Origin of the sequence: Campylobacter sp. S4:11, from assembly GCF_024723695.1 — a bacterium.
Taxonomy (GTDB): domain Bacteria; phylum Campylobacterota; class Campylobacteria; order Campylobacterales; family Campylobacteraceae; genus Campylobacter_D; species Campylobacter_D jejuni_C.
On record NZ_JANQDC010000042.1, the window covers coordinates 1 to 2,841 of the forward strand.

Annotated in this window: 1 protein-coding gene; it reads right to left on the minus strand. The window is 28.5% G+C overall.

Features of this window, described 5'->3' with window-relative positions:
• On the minus strand, window positions 1–2,841 hold a 2,841-nt coding region (locus CAMP5053_RS07960), incomplete at both ends, for a hypothetical protein (RefSeq protein WP_337217613.1).

The window sequence follows — 2,841 nt, forward strand, 5'->3', positions numbered from 1 at the left end:
AAGTAAGGAAGTTTCATCTATTTCTTCTTCTTCCTCTTCTTCGTTTATAGTTTTATTACCTATAGAATTAAAAGTAGAACTTTGCTCAAAAACCAAAGAATCATCTGGTTTATTATCAATTGGTGGTTCTACTGGATCAATAGGCTTATCAGGTATTTCTATTTCACCACCACCATTATCATCTTTAATAGAAGCTAAAATAGGATAAGGTATTTTAATAGCTGATAATTCTCCTGTAACAACAAAATGTCCGTTAGAATTTTTACTTACTTGCGTTTTTAAATCTTCAAAGTCTTTAATCAAACGCTCTATAGCTTCAGTTTCATCTTGTGCTTGAGCTATTAAAGCAAATAACCTATCGCTAATATCTTTAAAAGCTTGATCATCTTTACTTGCTAAGCCTTTATTAATTAATTCTACATATTTATTATATTCTGAAGCTAATTTATTAAGTTGATTATAATAATCTTGCTTATTGAATTCATTGTTAGCTGAGTTGATTTTATCATTTAAATTACTTAGATTTTCTAAATTACTTGCAATTGTTTTATTCTCAAGAGCATTTGAAACTTCAGCTAAAATATCATTTTTAGCTTTTATAGCTTCTTTGCTTGCAAATTTATCATCACTAGCTTTGTCTAAGCCATTGTCTTGATAAACTAGTAAAAAGTCTAAGCTTTGGAAAATTTCTTTTTGAGCTTCTTCTATTGAGGGATTATCTTTATTATTTTTATCAAAGAAATAATCCATAATAAACTTAGTTCTAGCTTCAGCACTATTTTTATCTAAATTTTTATAGGCTTCTAAAATAGCTTTCAAATCAGCTATATCGATGGAGTAATATTTATTTTTCAAATCAGCTATGATTTCATTGATAATAATATCTTTGTAAAGATCATTTTCATCTAAAACAGCTTCTTCACTGATGATATCTTCTGTGTTAGGGATATAATCTGTATCTTGTGATGGTGATATTATAGGAGGCATAGGCTTAAAGATAGTGTTAGTCTGTTCTTTAAAATTATCATAAGCTTTATCTTTATTACTATCATTGTAAATATGAATTTGTAGTTTATTCCAATAATCTTTATCAGCTGTTGCGTAAGTTAAATCGTTTTCATGATGGTAAATATGGATATTCTCATAAGAAGCATTATTTGTATAAAAATCATGCCCAAAAAATTTTCCTATATTATTTCTACCACCATTAATCTTAAAATCTTTGTCAAAATACATATAAATATTTTTAAATTTGAAAATACCAAATTGAGTTCCAGTAAAACCACCTATATAATTTTCATAACCCTCTGTTTTTGACTCTGCATTAACTTTTCCGGAAATTTCAAGAGAAATATTCTCAAAAGTACTGCTATTGTCATTAATATCGCTTACTCTACCAACAAAACCACCTATATAAGAACTACCATTAGTATTATTAGAAGTTATATTTCCTTTAAAATCAACCAAAATATTACTAAAGTATGCTTTACCATCATTGTATAATCCAACAAAACCACCCATATAGACTTCATTGCTTTCACTATAAAAATTGCCTTTTACATTTAAAGATATATTCTTCATTTCAGCATCTCCAGACACATGACCAACAAAACCACCCATATAGACTTCAGCTCCAGTACCATCAAAACGATGTGCATTAGTATAGATATTTCCAATATCATGTGCACGTATATTATTTAATTTTACACCACTCATTACACCAGCAAAACCACCTATCTCAGAAAAAGCATAACGACTTCCCAGTATTTCTTGGTTGATTTTGTCAATATCATTTATTTCTATACTATATACATCAGTATTATAAATTGCACCAGCAAAACCACCAATTCTAAAATACATATATTCTTGTTCAGAATTAGCATTGCTAATATTGCTAATATCTTTAAGAGTAATATTTTCAATTTTTCCTAGACCAGCCTCATTAAAATCAATAAGTCCAACAAATCCACCAACCGCTTCAGCATCTTTTGCATTAATACCACCTCCCATATAATCTACATTAATATTTTTTATCTCTATTTTGCCTTCATTTGTATCACCAAGAGCTTTCCCAACTTTCCCAAATACACCAACATATTGAGGCTTTTCATTTATATTAGTCGTATCTATATTAATATTCTTAAGTGTAAATCCTTGACCATCAAATGTTTTGTTAAAAGTAGAATCTATTTCCATCCCACTATCGGTATAAAACAAGCCCTTATATCCTACTATCATATTAGTAAATTCATTAGCTTGTCTTTTACCATCACCATTTAAGTCTACCCAATAATTAGCATAGTTTTGTCCACTACTTGCTTTAAAATCTATATCATTAGTAAGTTTAAAAGTATCCCCTACTACATTATTTCTAAAATCATCTTTTTCATTCCATCCTTTAGCAAAGTGCCACCAGTCTAAGTCAGAACCTATACTAATATATTGATTATATGTTTTATCCATATTACCTTTAGTGGTAAATACAATATCATTGTATTTTCTTGTAGGATTATAATAATAACCCGTAGTGCTTAAATAAGCAATTCCTTTATTTTTTGCTTCAGTAGTTAGGTTTTTAGAATTTATAGTAGAAATATCCACATAAACTTCATTACCTTTTAAATCTATACTATCTGCTGTGATTTGATTGAATTTTATTTTATTATTTTTATCATCCCAACTAGTATCAGCACTTAACATTACTTTATTACCTTGCAAAGTAACGTTTTTAGCATTAATATTACCCATATTGACTACATTGCCACCATTTGGTTTAAACACTGGCGAAAAAGCTGCACCTTGTGCTTTAAATTCCTCAAAATGTTGTGGTTGTAAAGAAGT